The following is a 15,160-nucleotide window of genomic DNA, read 5'->3' as shown; positions in this document are numbered from 1 at the left end:
AATTAGTTACTCTTTTTCTGCGCAGGGGCGGGTGCAGGAGCCTGGCCGTCTTTTTTCTGCAGCTGAGAAGGGACCAGAACGGTAGTGACGCGCTTACCTTTTTCGCTAAAGGCCTGCATTTTCTGTTCTTTTACCAGGTAGGTAATTTTGTCGCCTTTGATATTGCTATCTAACTGTTCCAGATAAGCATTACCGGTTAGCACGACAAAGTCATTTTGCAGTTCATAATGCATGGTAGATGCGTGACCTTTTACGGGTTTACCGCTGTCTTGCATCTGATAGAAAGTGGCTGGATTGCCGTAGCCATCAATCACTTCTTTACCCTGCTCACCGCCCGGACGGGTGACAACCACTTTGTCAGCGTTAATTTTGATGCTGCCTTGGGTCACGATAACATTGCCTGTGAAGGTAACAACGTTGCCTTGCATATCCAGCGACTGCTGATCGGATTCAATGTGAATCGGCTGATCGGTATCACCGGTCAGCGCCAATGCCGAAAAACTGGCGGCTAAAAGCGTACTCGTTAGTACTAAATTACGGCTGAGTTTGTTTATTCTGGATTTCATAGGATGTTCTAACCTTTTCAATCAGCTCGGCATTTTTGCTGCGTAAGTTGCCACGCATTTTGAGGCCGGTGGAGTTAAAGCTGGTTCCATACAAGGTTACCTGGTCATCAGAGGCAACATCCTGAGTGACTAAATTAACCTGCGCATTGTCCGTGGTAATTTTGCGTAACTGAGAATCTGGTGTCAGAGCGGTCAGAACCACATTCCCATACAAATACAACATCCGATCGTTAGTAAGTTTGGCGCGATCTGCTCGTAATGACCAGGTTGCAACTTTGTTTTCGTCATACTGGGTCATCACCGGATGGGTGAACCACGAAATGGCGGTATCGGAAAAATATTCAACATGTTCCGCGACCAGCCGATAATTTAATGCCCCTTCAGGACTGTAGGCGAGGGTCGTGGAATGTTCACTTTTATAGGTTGGCTCATTGCTGTTCACCGTCGGTGGTGCAACGGTGTCTTTATCGACCAGGTTTACCCCAATCAATATCAACACCAACAGCGAAAGCAGGATGATAACCCAACGTCTGGTCTTACTCATATAGATAGCCCTTTGGCCTCATCAAGCTTTCCCTGAGCCAGTAACAGGAGATCGCAGACTTCCCGAACGGCCCCACGGCCACCGGCAATACGGGTTACGTAGTCGGCACGAGGAATCAGCAGTGGGTGAGCATCAGAAACTGCAACGCTCAAACCTACTTTAGCCATCACCGGCCAGTCGATTAAATCATCCCCAACGTAGGCGACCTGTTCGGCAGGGATAGCAAGCTTATCTAATAGATGCTGAAAAGCCACCAGCTTGTCAGACTGCCCCTGGTAAAGGTGGGTGATCCCCAGCGTTTCACAGCGGTCTTCAAGCAGTTTAGCTTTTCGGCCTGTAATAATGGCGACGTCAATATCAGATGTTAATGCGCAGCGAATACCGTAGCCGTCGCGCACGTTGAAGGCTTTCAGCTCTTCGCCGCTATTACCCATGTAAATCAGGCCATCAGACATCACACCGTCAACGTCTAAAATGAGCAGGCGCACGTTTGCGGCCCGCTCCATCACGCGCGTACTTACCGGCCCATAACACGTGGCAAGAGACGCTTCATGGTTACTCATTAAGGCTAATCCTTTGTTAAACCACGCCTGCGCGTAGCATGTCATGCATATGTACCACACCGAGCAGTTGGTCGCCATCCGCAACCAATACCGAAGTAATATGACGAGATTGCATCAAATTCAGGGCATCAACTGCAAGCGTCGTGGGGCGAACGCGAATCCCGCCGACGGTCATGACATCTGCAATATTCAGGGTGTGGAGATCAACGCCCATATCAAAGACGCGGCGCAAGTCACCATCGGTGAAGATCCCTTCGATTTTCATCAGGGAGTCGCAGATTACTGTCATACCCATATTTTTGCGCGTGATTTCCAGCAGCGCATCACGCAAAGACGCCTCTTTACTGACGTGGGGGATCTCATCACCGCTGTGCATAATGTCGCTGACGCGTAACAACAGTTTACGACCCAACGCGCCGCCTGGGTGAGAAAGTGCAAAATCTTCTGCGGTAAAGCCTCGGGCTTTAAGAAGTGCGACTGCAAGAGCATCACCCATTACCAGCGTGGCAGTAGTACTGGATGTCGGCGCCAGGCCCAGTGGGCAGGCTTCCTGCGGCACCTTAACGCACAGATGAACATCAGCCGCTTTACCCATCGAGCTTTCAGGGCGACTGGTGATACAAATCAGCGGAACCTGCAAGCGTTTGAGAACGGGAATCAGCGCCAGTATCTCGTTTGATTCACCGGAGTTAGAAATTGCGATAACAATATCTTGCGCGGTAACCATGCCAAGGTCGCCGTGGCTTGCTTCACCTGGATGGACGAAAAACGAAGGGGTGCCAGTGCTGGCAAACGTCGCCGCCATCTTTTTACCGATGTGGCCCGACTTACCCATGCCCATCACGACCACTTTACCCGGGCAGTAGAACATTTTTTCACAGGCCAAAGAGAAGTCGGCATTGATGTATTGCCCAAGCTGTTCCAGGCCTTCACGTTCGATCTTCAGGACGTCTTTACCTGCTTGCTGAAAGTCAAAACCCGGTTGTATATCTATCTGTGACATAATTTCCGTTCCGCTTTACCCTATGACCGGTGATGCAAAGAGCCAGAGCACCACAATCCATACGAAGAAACCACATGTTAACAGAGCGCCTGCCGTCTTGCCGATAGAGCGAGGCTTGCGCCAGCAAAGTACGGCGAAAATAGCACTCACGATCAACATCACCCAATAGTCCCGCGCAAAGGCGAGGGGGTCTATTTCACCCGGGGCGATTAACGCGGGAATGCCCAGGACTAAAACAATATTAAAAATATTTGAGCCAATGATATTCCCTATCGCAATATCATCTTCGCCCTTGCGCGCCCCTGCGATTGTCGTTGCAAGCTCAGGGAGGCTGGTGCCAACCGAGATAATCGTCAGGCCAATCACCAACTCACTTACACCAAAGTAATGAGCCAGTACGCTGGCGTTATCGATAACCATACGTGTCGCCATCGGCATAATAATTAAGGCTACAGCGAGCCATAAAAATGCGACGGGGCGATTTCCTTCCCGAGGAAGCTCCGACAACTGTTCGCGAGTCAGCTTATCAGCGCCTTCCTGGCCTGCGAGGTGCGCTATTTTAATCGTAAATAGCAGATACGCCACCGCTACAGCAATCAGTATCACGCCATCAATACGGCTAAGCTGGTTATCGAAAATAAGCCATCCAATAACCGCGCTTGCGACTAACATTAGGGGTAATTCGCGCCGTAGAATATCGGAATTCACGGTAAATGGATGCAAAAGGGCCGCTAAGCCGAGAATCAGTAGAATATTGGTGATATTTGAGCCAAGCGCCGTTCCTACCGCTAAATTCAATTGTCCGTGTAAGGCGGCAGAACTTGCGACGATAAGTTCAGGCAAAGATGTGCCGATGCTTACCACGGTTAAACCGATCAGCAGAGGTGGAACCCCAAAACTACGGCACAGTATTGATGCGGCAAACACCAGTCGGTCGGCACCATAGACGACCAAAAGCAAACCGATAATTAACAGAGCTGTAGCTAACAGCATGAAAAATCCTTAATTCAGGTATAATCGCCGGTCTTGTGCTGTAGAAGTCCCGGTAGAGCGTACAGATCTGTAGGTCAGGCTAATTCCCAATTCTGACTTTATGTGGCAGAAAAGTAAAACGAATGCCAGTTTTCGCTAATCGGGATGGGTATTATTCTGTAAAAATGTTGGATTGGGACCGAGTTTCGGCCCTATGCCTCTTCCGTCAACTTGATAAAGGGAAAGATGATGAGCCAGACGCAGACGAATCTGGTCGAAATTCGCGACGTAAGTTTTACTCGCGGCAGTCGGCGCATCTTTGACAATATTTCACTGAATGTACCACGCGGCAAAATTACCGCCATAATGGGGCCTTCAGGAATTGGCAAAACGACATTATTGCGGTTGATCGGCGGTCAAATTCAGCCCGATCGCGGTGAAATCCTCTTTGACGGCGAAAACGTGCCGTCTATGTCGCGCTCTCGTTTATATAACGTGCGTAAACGCATGAGTATGCTGTTTCAATCCGGCGCGCTATTTACCGACCTTAATGTCTTTGAAAATGTGGCGTATCCGCTGCGTGAACATCGCCGTTTGCCAGAGGAATTGCTGCGTAGCACCGTTATGATGAAACTCGAAGCGGTGGGGTTACGCGGAGCCGCGAAACTCATGCCTAACGAACTTTCAGGCGGCATGGCCCGAAGAGCTGCGCTTGCTCGCGCTATCGCACTCGAACCCGACCTCATTATGTTTGATGAACCTTTTGTCGGTCAGGACCCCATTACCATGGGCGTGCTGGTAAAACTGATTTCAGAATTAAACAGTGCATTGGGTGTCACATGTATTGTGGTTTCGCACGATGTTCCTGAAGTATTGAGTATTGCCGATTACGCCTATATCGCCGCAGATCAGCACATTGTGGCTGAAGGAACGCCAACGGCGTTGCGTGAAAATAGTGACCCGCGGGTGCGTCAATTCCTTGATGGTATTGCCGATGGGCCAGTACCGTTCCGCTATCCGGCAACGGATTATCAGAATGATTTATTATCAGATACAGGGAGTTAAGTTACTCATGCTCTTTAATGCACTGGCATCGTTTGGGCGGCGTGGGCTAAAAACCTGTGCGTCATTTGGCCGGGCCGGGATCATGCTTTTTAATGCGGTGGTGGGGAAGCCTGAATTCCGCAAACATGCGCCATTGCTGGTTCGCCAACTGTATAACGTCGGCGTGTTATCGCTGATTATCATCATCGTTTCCGGTTTATTTATCGGCATGGTTCTTGGCTTGCAAGGTTACCTGGTGCTGACCACATACAGCGCAGAATCAAGCCTCGGCATGTTGGTTGCTTTGTCATTGCTTCGTGAACTCGGCCCGGTGGTTGCGGCGCTACTTTTTGCCGGACGCGCGGGTTCAGCGCTGACCGCAGAAATTGGTCTAATGAAGGCGACAGAGCAGCTCTCCAGCATGGAGATGATGGCGGTCGACCCGCTGCGTCGGGTAGTTTCACCGCGTTTTTGGGCAGGTGTAATTTCATTGCCTTTGCTGACGCTCATCTTTGTGGCGGTGGGTATTTGGGGGGGCGCGCTGGTCGGTGTGAACTGGAAGGGTATTGATGCCGGTTTCTTCTGGTCTGCGATGCAAAATGCCGTCAGTTGGCGCACCGATCTGGTTAACTGTGTCATTAAAAGTGTGGTGTTTGCGATTACAGTAACCTGGATTGCTTTATTCAATGGTTACGATGCTATTCCTACGTCCGCAGGGATTAGCCGGGCAACAACACGCACCGTTGTGCACGCTTCACTGGCCGTTTTGGGTCTGGATTTTGTGCTAACAGCACTGATGTTTGGGAATTAAGTTCATGCAAACTAAGAAATTTGAAACTGGGGTTGGCGCATTTTTAATTATCGCACTGGCGGCCATCGTATTCTTGTGTCTGAAAGTGGCGAACGTCACTTCGCTGCGCAATGAACCTACGTACCGGGTCTATGCGACTTTTGATAACATCGGCAGCCTGAAAACAGGTTCTCCGCTGCGCCTTGGAGGCGTGGTCATTGGCCGTGTTGATGACATTACGCTTGATCCGAAAACGTACTTACCTCGCGTCACACTGGATATTGAACAGCGCTACAACCATATTCCGGATACCAGTTCGCTGGCGATCCGCACCTCAGGTTTATTAGGCGAGCAATATCTCGCGCTAAACCTCGGTTTTGATGACCCTGAATTGGGTTCATCTATCCTTAAAGAGGGCGGCACGATTCAGGACACCAAATCAGCCCTGGTGCTGGAAGACCTGATTGGCCAATTCTTGTATAAGAGCGGTAACGGCGATAAGCAGAATTCAGGGGATTCCTCAGCGCAGGATTCAGAGAAAAGTAGTGCGGCACCACAGCCTGGTACGGCGCACTAATTTAAGAGGAGAAGTTTTATGTTTAAAAGACTTATTATGATTGCCATGTTGGTTATCGCGCCACTGGCGAATGCTGCGGATCAAAGCAACCCTTACAAGTTAATGGGCGAAGCGGCACAAAAAACATTTGATAGGCTGAAAAACGAGCAGCCTAAAATTCGTCAGAACCCTGATTACCTTCGTGACATCGTGGGCCAGGAACTGATGCCGTATGTGCAGATCAAATATGCGGGCGCTCTTGTTTTAGGGCGTTACTACAAAGAAGCTACGCCAGCACAGCGCGATGCTTATTTCAAAGCTTTTGAAGCGTATCTGAAACAAGCCTATGGTCAGGCGCTGGCCATGTATAACGGGCAATCCTATCAAATCGCCCCTGAGCAACCGCTGGGTGATGCCACTATTGTGGCGATTCGCGTAACTATCATTGATCCAAATGGTCGTCCTCCGGTACGTCTGGATTTCCAGTGGCGTAAAAACAGCCAGACGGGCAACTGGCAGGCATATGACATGATTGCCGAAGGTGTGAGCATGATTACCACCAAACAAAATGAGTGGAGTGACATTCTGCGTACCAAAGGTATCGACGGTTTGACCGCTCAGTTGCAATCTATCTCACGCCAGCCAATTACTCTGGAAGCGAAAAAGTAATGGCAGACGAACTTAACTGGCAGCGTGAAGCGGCAACCTTACACCTGACGGGCGAGTTGGACAGCGACACAGTGGGGTCATTGTGGCGTCAGCGCGAACAAATCATGGCGGGAGTTAAGGTGCTAGATCTCTCTGGTTTGTCACGTGTGGATACCTCAGGTTTAGCGCTTTTAATTCATTTGGTGGCTTTTGCGCGCCGCCAAAATGTTGAAGTGGCGCTTTTAGGTGCCACCGAGAATTTACAGACGCTGACTAAACTTTATAACCTTCCAGAAAACATCCTCCCTGCATTTGCAGGCTAGTGTTTTCATAGCGTTACTATCATTGCCCCTGATCGATTAAGATCGGGGGCTTTTTGCTTATTTAAGCTAGCGCCACTTTCCTCTAAGATGTGTGGCTTGTTTCATTAACCGACGAATTATATCCCATGGAAAATCATGAAATTCAGACAGTGCTGATGAACGCACTGCCCCTCCAGGAAGTCCACGTCTCAGGCGATGGCAGCCATTTTCAGGTGATTGCGGTGGGTGAGTTATTCGCCGAGTTAAGTCGCGTGAAGAAGCAACAAACAGTTTATGCACCTCTGATGGAACTGATTGCGGAAAACCGTATTCATGCCGTTTCTATCAAGACCTACACTCCGCAAGAGTGGGATCGCGACCGTAAACTAAATGGTTTTTGAGCAATTCGCCGCGGCGGGTTGTAACGATTTGAATTTAAAAGAGAGCAGTTGCAATGGATAAATTTCGTGTTCAGGGGCCAACCCAACTCAGTGGTGAAGTGACGATCTCCGGGGCGAAGAATGCCGCGCTGCCGATCCTCTTCGCAGCCCTGTTGGCCGAAGAGCCAGTTGAGATTCAAAACGTTCCAAAACTGAAAGACATTGATACCACCATGAAACTGTTAAGCCAGTTGGGTACCAAAGTTGAACGTAATGGATCGGTCTGGATTGATGCCAGCGACGTCAATATTTTCTGTGCGCCGTATGAGCTGGTGAAAACCATGCGTGCTTCCATCTGGGCGCTGGGTCCGTTGGTTGCTCGTTTTGGTCAGGGCCAGGTTTCTTTGCCTGGCGGGTGTGCTATCGGCGCTCGTCCGGTTGATTTGCACATCACGGGCCTTGAGCAGCTCGGTGCCGAAATCAAACTGGAAGAGGGCTACGTTAAAGCCTCTGTCCAGGGCCGTCTGAAAGGCGCGCACATTGTGATGGATAAGGTGAGCGTAGGCGCTACCGTCACCATCATGAGTGCAGCGACCCTTGCTGAAGGTACTACCATCATTGAAAACGCCGCTCGCGAGCCGGAAATCGTTGATACAGCGAACTTCCTGAATACGCTGGGCGCAAAAATCACGGGCGCTGGTAGCGATCGCATCACCATTGAAGGTGTTGAGCGTCTGGGCGGCGGTGTTTACCGAGTATTGCCTGACCGTATCGAAACCGGTACTTTCCTGGTTGCTGCGGCAATTTCAGGCGGGAAAATTGTTTGCCGTAATGCCCAACCAGACACGCTGGATGCGGTGCTGGCGAAGCTGCGCGAAGCAGGCGCGGATATTGAAGTCGGTGACGACTGGATTAGCCTGGATATGCACGGTAAGCGCCCTAAAGGCGTTACAGTGCGCACTGCGCCACACCCTGGTTTCCCGACTGACATGCAGGCTCAGTTCACCTTGCTGAACCTGGTTGCTGAAGGCACTGGTGTTATTACTGAAACGATCTTTGAAAATCGCTTCATGCACGTTCCGGAACTGATCCGTATGGGCGCACATGCAGAGATTGAGAGTAATACTGTCATTTGCCACGGCGTTGAAAAACTGTCTGGTGCGCAAGTGATGGCGACCGACCTGCGTGCGTCCGCAAGCCTTGTTCTGGCGGGTTGTATTGCAGAAGGCACTACCGTTGTTGACCGTATTTATCACATCGATCGTGGCTACGAGCGCATTGAAGATAAACTTCAGGCGTTAGGTGCGAAGATTGAGCGTGTGAAAGGTAGTGGTACCAGCGGCGAATAAATCTCGTTGCTACAAAAGAGAAAACCGGGCATGCCCGGTTTTTTTTATCGCTTACGCATTAAACTCGCTCGGTTAATCAACTGATGAGTTTGCGGATCATAATAGCGAGATGGCCAAATCTTCCAGGGTGATGTTTCCAGCGCCTGGGCGATGATCAACTCACCTTTGGGCCACGGGCGCGTCAATGCATTCGCCAGAGTCGATGAACTCAGACCCGCTTTTCGTGATTCAGCCGCCAGTGATGTTCCGCGTTTACGTAACCCTGCGATGATATCTGCCGGGTGCCAGTCAGATTGTATACTTTCCATGTTTCTCCCTGTAACCGTTACGTTTTACCGGTTTGTTCAAGGGAAGTTATAGCATACGATGATTCCAAAAGATTCCAATAAATAGCGTAAAAATCAAATCTGTGTTAATCCACACAAAGTGGATGAAAATCAATGAAAACAGGTTTGTATGGAAGATGTTGCGGAGTGGTGGGAATACATTTATTGGAAACTTGGCGCGCCAATTAACGGCGCGCTAAAAAGATTAACGGTCGCGTTGAACAGCCATGTGAGCCAGGGCAATTAACGCCTCTTTATGTTCGGTTTGTGGCAGGATTTCCAGGGCGGCAATCGCTTTATCTGCTTCCTGTTCCGCTCGTAATTGAGTCCATTCCAGCGAACCACAGTTAGCCATTGCATCTAACACCGGCTGCAGCAAATGACGCCCGTTGCCTTGCTCAATAGCTTCACGAATCATTTTGGCTTGCTCTGCAGTACCATTGCGCATGGCGTGTAAAAGTGGGAGAGTCGGTTTACCTTCGTTAAGGTCATCACCGACATTCTTACCCAGCGTTTGCCCGTCAGCGCTGTAATCCAAAAGATCGTCAATAAGCTGGAAGGCAGTCCCGAGATAACGGCCATAATCCTGAAGGGCTTTCTCTTGTTCGGCAGTAGCATCCGCTAAAATCCCTGAACACTGAGCCGCCGCTTCAAATAAACGTGCCGTTTTGCTGTAAATCACCCGCATGTAACTTTCTTCGGTGATATCAGGGTCATTGCAGTTCATTAGTTGCAGAACTTCGCCCTCAGCAATGACGTTTACCGCTTCGGACATCACTTCAAGAACCTTCAGTGAGCCGAGCTGCGTCATCATCTGGAAAGCGCGGGTATAAATAAAATCGCCAACCAGAACGCTTGCCGCATTACCAAATGCTGCATTAGCCGTTGCCTTGCCACGGCGCATATCGGATTCATCGACAACATCATCATGCAGCAACGTGGCGGTATGGATAAATTCAATGAGCGCTGCAATATTGACGTGTGCATTACCCTGATAACCGAGCGCGCGAGCAGCAAGAACAGCAATCATCGGGCGGATACGTTTCCCGCCGCCGCTGACGATGTAATACCCTAACTGATTGATCAATTGGACATCTGAATTTAACTGTTCAAGGATGACCGCATTGACTCCCGCCATATCTTGCGCGGTTAACTCATTAATTTTTTCTAAATTCATCGCAAAAGTCTGGCTTAAAGTCCTGTTTACCACATGTCTATACGGAATCACGTGAGGGTAGAGGAGTAATAATGTAGTACAGATTGTACTGAAAAAACGAGGCAGATAAACGGCTGGTGTGATGTTGCGTTTTTTTTCTACTCTGTTTCATGACAGGGCTTGTCAAAGGCTCTCGTTTTGCGTAATATTCGCGCCCTATTGTGAATATTTATAGCGCCACCTGAAACATACGTAAGGTGCGTGCGGAAAGCGGAGTTTTATATGTACGCGGTTTTCCAAAGTGGTGGTAAACAACACCGAGTAAGCGAAGGTCAAACCATTCGCCTGGAAAAGCTGGACATCGCAACTGGCGAAGCAGTTGAGTTCGCAGAAGTTCTGATGATCGCTAATGGTGAAGAAATCAAAATCGGCGTTCCTTTCGTCGATGGCGGCGTAATCAAAGCTGAAGTTGTTGCTCATGGTCGTGGCGAGAAAATTAAGATTGTTAAGTTTCGTCGTCGTAAACACTACCGTAAGCAGCAGGGTCATCGTCAGTGGTTTACTGATGTGAAAATTACCGGCATCAGCGCTTAATACTAGGGAGCATATCAAATGGCACATAAAAAGGCTGGCGGCTCTACTCGTAACGGTCGCGATTCCGAAGCTAAACGTCTGGGCGTAAAACGTTTCGGCGGTGAAGCAGTTCTGGCAGGCAGCATTATCGTTCGTCAACGTGGTACTAAATTCCACGCTGGTTCTAACGTAGGTTGCGGCAAAGATCATACTCTGTTCGCTTTGACTGACGGTAAAGTTAAGTTCGAAGTTAAAGGCCCGAAAAACCGTAAGTTCATCAGCATCGTTGCTGAATAAGTTTTTCGCGTCCCGGTAACGGATAGAAGCCCCGCAACACGTTGCGGGGCTTTTTACATTCTAAGCCCGGTAAATTAGTGAAGATGTCCTTTAAATTTCAGGTGCAGGCAATACTCCTGCGGCATGAAAGATAAAAGACATATCAGGGACACTTCAGAATGAAACAGCAGGCGGGAATCGGCATTCTTTTGGCATTGACCACGGCAATTTGCTGGGGCGCATTGCCAATTGCAATGAAGCAAGTTCTGACGGTAATGGAACCGCCGACAGTTGTCTTTTATCGCTTCCTGATGGCAAGCCTCGGGCTGGGAACTATTCTCGCCATACGAGGTAAATTACCGCCATTAAAATTGTTCCGTAAGCCACGCTGGCTGGTATTACTCGCTATAGCGACAGGTGGTTTATTCGGTAACTTTTTGCTGTTTAGTTCATCGTTGCAGTACCTGAGCCCAACGGCGTCTCAGGTTATTGGCCAGCTTTCCCCGGTGGGAATGATGGTGGCAAGTGTGGTCGTGCTCAAAGAGAAGATGCGCGGTACACAGGTCATCGGGGCCATAATGTTACTTTGCGGGTTGGTGATGTTCTTTAACACCAGCCTGATAGAAATTTTTACCCGCCTGACTGATTATACCCTCGGGGTTATTTTCGGTGTTCTGGCGGCGACAGTGTGGGTCACCTATGGTGTGGCGCAGAAGGTATTATTACGCCGCCTGGCCTCGCAACAGATCCTCTTTTTACTGTACACTTTATGTACTCTTGCGCTTTTGCCCTTGGCTCAACTGGATAAGGTTTTCCAACTCAGCCACTGGCAACTGGCGTGTTTAGTTTTCTGTGGCCTGAATACACTGGTTGGGTATGGGGCACTGGCAGAAGCCATGGCACGGTGGCAGGCGGCACAGGTTAGCGCCATTATTACGCTAACTCCGCTGTTTACCTTGCTGTTTTCAGATTTATTAGCGTTAGCCTGGCCCGATTTCTTCGCCATGCCGTTACTTAACCTCGTAGGTTATAGCGGTGCGTTCGTCGTGGTTGCAGGTGCAATGTATTCAGCCATTGGTCACCGTCTTTGGGGACGCTGGCGCAAAACCGAAGCTGTTCTTCCAGTACAACGTTCGGGCGAATGATTTACGGAGAAGTGAAATGAAGTTTGTTGATGAAGCAACGATCCTGGTCGTAGCAGGTGATGGCGGTAACGGCTGCGTTAGCTTCCGTCGTGAAAAATATATTCCCAGAGGCGGCCCGGACGGTGGTGATGGCGGTGATGGCGGTGATGTATGGCTTGAGGCGGATGAAAACCTCAATACCTTGATCGACTATCGCTTCGAGAAATCTTTCCGCGCTGAACGTGGCCAAAATGGCCAGAGCCGTGACTGTACGGGTAAACGCGGTAAAGACATTACCGTTAAAGTTCCCGTAGGGACGCGTGTTATCGATCAAGGCACTGGCGAAACCATGGGTGATATGACCCAGCACGGTCAGAAGCTGATGGTTGCTAAGGGCGGTTGGCACGGTCTGGGTAACACCCGTTTCAAATCCTCTGTGAACCGTACTCCACGTCAGAAAACCATGGGTACGCCTGGTGAGAAACGTGATATCCAACTGGAGCTGCTGCTACTGGCTGACGTGGGCATGCTGGGTTTACCGAATGCCGGTAAATCTACGTTTATTCGCTCTGTTTCCGCGGCAAAACCAAAAGTTGCGGATTATCCGTTTACCACTCTGATTCCAAGCCTTGGCGTTGTTCGTATGGATAACGAGAAGAGCTTTGTGGTTGCCGATATTCCAGGGTTGATTGAAGGCGCGGCAGATGGCGCAGGCTTAGGTATTCGCTTCCTGAAGCACCTTGAGCGTTGCCGTGTGCTGTTGCACCTCATCGATATTGCACCAATTGATGAATCTGATCCGGTTGAAAACGCCCGCGTTATTATTGGCGAGCTGGAAAAATACAGCGAAAAACTGGCTGAGAAACCGCGTTGGTTGGTATTTAACAAAGCCGACTTGATGAGCAAAGAAGATGCCGAAGCGCGTGCAAAAGAAATTGCTACCGCTATGGGCTGGGAAGATAAATACTATCTGATCTCTGCGGTGAATCGTGAAGGCGTTAATGCGCTGTGTTGGGATGTGATGGACTTTATCATTGCTAACCCGAAAGCAGTTGAGCTTCAGCCGGTTGCTCCTGAGAAAGTTGAGTTCATGTGGGATGATTATCATCAACAGCAACTTGACGCAGTGGAAGCGGAAGATGATGAAGAGTGGGATGACGACTGGGATGAAGATGACGACGAAGGTGTCGAAATCATCTATCAGAAATAATGTTATCTGACGTTATTTAAAGAAAGGCCGGAAATTATCCCGGCCTTTTTTATTGTCTGTTTATTGGTTTTGGGATGGGATCCAGCAGCTTGCTTGCAGGCCGCAATCTCCAGGGCCGTTATCGAGCGTTAATATCCCGTGGTGCAGTTGAACAATGCGCAGGACGATATTTAGCCCAAGCCCACTTCCTCCGTAACGTTGATCCATCCGACGGAACGGATCGGTAATCGTCAGGCGATGTTTTTCATCAATGCCCGGGCCTTGATCGGAGACGGTAAGCGTTGCTCCGTTGCCCTCTGCGGCTAATGAGACTGTGATGGTGCTTTTTATCGGGCTATAACGAGATGCGTTTTCAAGAAGGTTACGGAGCATCAGGCGAAGGAGTACAGCGTCTCCCTGAACGATATTCTCGCTATCTTTTGGCCAGAGAATAGTTTGCTCACGTACAGCGACCATCTCTTCCATTTCCATTTTCAACGGGGCGATGATGTCACGCTGCCAGTTCAGCGTGTCGTAGTGACCGCTCGCTAGCGCTTGCCCAGCCCGTGACAGCATTAATAGCTGCTCAATGGTATGCATCAGCTGATCGATACGCTCCAGCAGCATAGGGGCTTGTTGAACGCCTGAATTTGCCATCAATTCAAGATGCAGGCGGATACCAGCCAGCGGTGTACGCAATTCGTGAGCCGCATCGGCGGTAAATAAGCGTTCCTGCTGAATAGTATGATCCAGCCGCGCCAGCAATTGATTCAGTGAATTAGTGACGGCGACCATCTCCTCCATATCCGAGTACATGGGTAATGCTGAAAGATTATCGGCAGAACGGTTCGCAAGACTGGTACGAAGACGGTTCAGTGGACGAGTGATCCAAGTAATCGCCCAAAAAGAGAAGAACAGCGTGAAGCCAATCATTACCAAAGAGGGAACCAGTAATGAAGCAATGGCCTCGCGGATCTCTTTTTCAACATGTTGATTCCGGGCTTTGGCCGAGAGCGTTTCGCTGACCAGAAAAGTGATTTGCTCGCGGCTTTCATGCCATAGCCAGATAACGCTAATTAACTGGAAAAACAGAAGAATCAGTGCCAGAAGAATCATTAATCGCTGGCGCATGCTATTCATGTTCGGCTCTCCAGGCGATAACCAACCCCGCGGACTGTTTTGATTCTGTCTTTGCCTAACTTGCGGCGAAGATTATGGATATGCACTTCAAGCGTATTCGAGCCGGGATCGTCCTGCCAACTGTAAATATCCTGCTGTAATGTTTCGCGGTGCACCGTCTGCCCGATGCGCATCATCAGGCGTGTTAGTAACGCGAACTCCTTCGGCGTGATTTCGACAGGCAAATCTTGCAGGAGTACTTGTTGAGTTTGCAGATTGAGCGTCAGGTCATCATGCTGGAGAAGATTGTCGCTGTGGCCCTGATAGCGGCGAATTAACGCACGTGTGCGAGCTTGTAGTTCAGCAAGTGCGAACGGCTTAACCAGATAGTCATCCGCACCGGAATCGAGGCCATTTACGCGGTCTTCAAGCGCGTCGCGAGCCGTGAGTATCAGCACGGGAGTGCTGATACTACGACGCCGCCATTGCCTTAACAGCGTAGCGCCATCTTTGTCAGGCAGACCAAGATCGAGAATGATCATGCCATATTCACCACTTTCAATTAGCGCATCGGCTTCGGCTGCTGTTGTTGCGCAATCCAGAGCATAGCCTTCGCTATTGAGTGCCAGTACCAGGCCTTCCCGTAACAGTAAATCGTCTTCAACAATAAGCAGTTTCAT

The 15,160-nt window shown here is 49.7% G+C and carries 20 protein-coding genes; 11 read left to right on the top strand and 9 right to left on the bottom strand.

Translation table 11 applies throughout. The features are described from left to right. Positions 1-2 precede the first annotated feature (2 nt). From lptA to AB1E22_RS07065, 5 genes are read right to left on the bottom strand one after another with little or no spacing between them, the layout of a single operon-like run. Positions 3-566: a lipopolysaccharide ABC transporter substrate-binding protein LptA gene (gene lptA / locus AB1E22_RS07085; protein WP_367594713.1), complete on the bottom strand. Its 564-nt coding sequence runs from the start codon at positions 564-566 to the stop codon at positions 3-5. Further along, a complete protein-coding gene (lptC, locus tag AB1E22_RS07080) occupies positions 535-1,110 on the bottom strand; it encodes an LPS export ABC transporter periplasmic protein LptC (protein WP_367594712.1) in 576 nt (191 codons plus the stop codon). Before lptC ends, lptA begins: the two co-directional genes overlap by 32 nt. Continuing rightward, complete coding sequence (kdsC, locus tag AB1E22_RS07075) at positions 1,107-1,673, bottom strand: 3-deoxy-manno-octulosonate-8-phosphatase KdsC (RefSeq protein ID WP_367594711.1); 567 nt, start codon at positions 1,671-1,673, stop codon at positions 1,107-1,109. Before kdsC ends, lptC begins: the two co-directional genes overlap by 4 nt. Positions 1,674-1,689: 16 nt before the next feature. After that, positions 1,690-2,676 carry an arabinose-5-phosphate isomerase KdsD gene (gene kdsD, locus AB1E22_RS07070; RefSeq protein WP_367594710.1) on the bottom strand — a complete coding sequence of 329 codons (987 nt, stop codon included), beginning with the start codon at positions 2,674-2,676 and terminating at the stop codon, positions 1,690-1,692. Positions 2,677-2,691: 15 nt separating this feature from the next. Beyond that, positions 2,692-3,669, bottom strand: a complete 978-nt coding sequence (locus tag AB1E22_RS07065; RefSeq protein ID WP_367594709.1) for a calcium/sodium antiporter — start codon at positions 3,667-3,669, stop codon at positions 2,692-2,694. Positions 3,670-3,897: 228 nt separating this feature from the next. Between AB1E22_RS07065 and mlaF the strand changes: the two genes are divergently transcribed. The 7 genes from mlaF to murA all read left to right on the top strand — a co-directional run bounded on the left by mlaF (position 3,898) and on the right by murA (position 8,717). Continuing rightward, a complete protein-coding gene (gene mlaF / locus AB1E22_RS07060) occupies positions 3,898-4,713 on the top strand; it encodes a phospholipid ABC transporter ATP-binding protein MlaF (protein WP_367594708.1) in 816 nt (271 codons plus the stop codon). A gap of 7 nt (positions 4,714-4,720) precedes the next feature. Beyond that, positions 4,721-5,503: a lipid asymmetry maintenance ABC transporter permease subunit MlaE gene (mlaE, locus tag AB1E22_RS07055; RefSeq protein ID WP_367594707.1), complete on the top strand. Its 783-nt coding sequence runs from the start codon at positions 4,721-4,723 to the stop codon at positions 5,501-5,503. Between the two features lie 4 nt (positions 5,504-5,507). Continuing rightward, positions 5,508-6,059, top strand: a complete 552-nt coding sequence (gene mlaD / locus AB1E22_RS07050; RefSeq protein ID WP_367594706.1) for an outer membrane lipid asymmetry maintenance protein MlaD — start codon at positions 5,508-5,510, stop codon at positions 6,057-6,059. 18 nt (positions 6,060-6,077) lie between these two features. Next, entirely contained in the window at positions 6,078-6,707 is a 630-nt protein-coding gene (mlaC, locus tag AB1E22_RS07045) for a phospholipid-binding protein MlaC (protein ID WP_367594705.1), read from the top strand. Then, on the top strand, positions 6,707-7,009 hold the full coding sequence (gene mlaB / locus AB1E22_RS07040; RefSeq protein ID WP_367594704.1) for a lipid asymmetry maintenance protein MlaB: 303 nt from the start codon (positions 6,707-6,709) through the stop codon (positions 7,007-7,009). The genes mlaC and mlaB overlap by 1 nt, the downstream gene beginning before the upstream one ends. Positions 7,010-7,134: 125 nt before the next feature. Further along, positions 7,135-7,389 carry a BolA family iron metabolism protein IbaG gene (ibaG, locus tag AB1E22_RS07035; RefSeq protein WP_367594703.1) on the top strand — a complete coding sequence of 85 codons (255 nt, stop codon included), beginning with the start codon at positions 7,135-7,137 and terminating at the stop codon, positions 7,387-7,389. Positions 7,390-7,442: 53 nt separating this feature from the next. Then, positions 7,443-8,717 carry a UDP-N-acetylglucosamine 1-carboxyvinyltransferase gene (murA, locus tag AB1E22_RS07030; RefSeq protein WP_367594702.1) on the top strand — a complete coding sequence of 425 codons (1,275 nt, stop codon included), beginning with the start codon at positions 7,443-7,445 and terminating at the stop codon, positions 8,715-8,717. Positions 8,718-8,761: 44 nt separating this feature from the next. On the opposite strand, the gene sfsB is transcribed toward murA, so the two are convergent. Next, complete coding sequence (sfsB, locus tag AB1E22_RS07025; RefSeq protein ID WP_367594701.1) at positions 8,762-9,025, bottom strand: DNA-binding transcriptional regulator SfsB; 264 nt, start codon at positions 9,023-9,025, stop codon at positions 8,762-8,764. Between the two features lie 223 nt (positions 9,026-9,248). Next, positions 9,249-10,220: an octaprenyl diphosphate synthase gene (gene ispB / locus AB1E22_RS07020; RefSeq protein ID WP_367594700.1), complete on the bottom strand. Its 972-nt coding sequence runs from the start codon at positions 10,218-10,220 to the stop codon at positions 9,249-9,251. A 261-nt stretch (positions 10,221-10,481) separates the two neighbouring features. Here ispB and rplU point away from each other — a divergent pair, with 261 nt between their 5' ends. From rplU to cgtA, 4 genes are all read left to right on the top strand, one after another. After that, on the top strand, positions 10,482-10,793 hold the full coding sequence (rplU, locus tag AB1E22_RS07015) for a 50S ribosomal protein L21 (protein WP_034459723.1): 312 nt from the start codon (positions 10,482-10,484) through the stop codon (positions 10,791-10,793). An 18-nt stretch (positions 10,794-10,811) separates the two neighbouring features. Beyond that, positions 10,812-11,069: a 50S ribosomal protein L27 gene (gene rpmA / locus AB1E22_RS07010; RefSeq protein WP_121267728.1), complete on the top strand. Its 258-nt coding sequence runs from the start codon at positions 10,812-10,814 to the stop codon at positions 11,067-11,069. A 158-nt stretch (positions 11,070-11,227) separates the two neighbouring features. Further along, the gene (locus AB1E22_RS07005; RefSeq protein ID WP_367594699.1) at positions 11,228-12,193 is read left to right on the top strand and encodes a DMT family transporter; all 966 of its coding nucleotides are present in this window, start codon (positions 11,228-11,230) and stop codon (positions 12,191-12,193) included. A 16-nt stretch (positions 12,194-12,209) separates the two neighbouring features. Continuing rightward, entirely contained in the window at positions 12,210-13,382 is a 1,173-nt protein-coding gene (gene cgtA / locus AB1E22_RS07000) for an Obg family GTPase CgtA (RefSeq protein WP_367594698.1), read from the top strand. Between the two features lie 60 nt (positions 13,383-13,442). Here cgtA and pmrB read toward each other — a convergent pair whose 3' ends face one another. Continuing rightward, positions 13,443-14,501, bottom strand: a complete 1,059-nt coding sequence (gene pmrB / locus AB1E22_RS06995; RefSeq protein ID WP_367594697.1) for a two-component system sensor histidine kinase PmrB — start codon at positions 14,499-14,501, stop codon at positions 13,443-13,445. After that, entirely contained in the window at positions 14,498-15,160 is a 663-nt protein-coding gene (gene pmrA, locus AB1E22_RS06990; protein WP_367594696.1) for a two-component system response regulator PmrA, read from the bottom strand. Before pmrA ends, pmrB begins: the two co-directional genes overlap by 4 nt.

Source organism: Buttiauxella gaviniae, assembly GCF_040786275.1.
In the GTDB taxonomy this organism is placed as follows: domain Bacteria; phylum Pseudomonadota; class Gammaproteobacteria; order Enterobacterales; family Enterobacteriaceae; genus Buttiauxella; species Buttiauxella gaviniae_A.
The sequence above is the reverse complement of the archived record's forward strand: the minus strand, read 5'-3'. Positions and strand labels throughout refer to the sequence as shown.